The sequence below is a fragment of the Shigella sp. FC1967 genome (assembly GCF_001743005.1).
GTDB lineage: Bacteria > Pseudomonadota > Gammaproteobacteria > Enterobacterales > Enterobacteriaceae > Proteus.
In genome coordinates this window covers 1-200 of sequence record NZ_MIIZ01000552.1, presented here as the reverse complement: position 1 = coordinate 200, position 200 = coordinate 1, and the positions used below count along the sequence as shown (strand labels likewise).

Annotated in this window: 1 rRNA gene; it reads right to left on the bottom strand. The window is 42.5% G+C overall.

Features of this window, described 5'->3' with window-relative positions:
- Positions 1-114: 114 nt before the first annotated feature.
- A 23S ribosomal RNA gene (locus BHE89_RS04630) occupies positions 115-200 on the bottom strand; the annotation flags it as partial.

Below are 200 nucleotides of genomic sequence, written 5' to 3'. Positions count from 1 at the left end.
ATTCTGTTTTATTACCCGTGCCTCACCTTTTAACGGCTCGTCACCAGTAATTATCAATCTTAAACAAGCTTACTTCATCGTTTTGTCTCTCTGACAAAACACCTTCGGTGTTGTCAGGTTAAGCCTCACGGTTCATTAGTACTGGTTAGCTCAACGTATCGCTACGCTTACACACCCAGCCTATCAACGTCTTAGTCTTA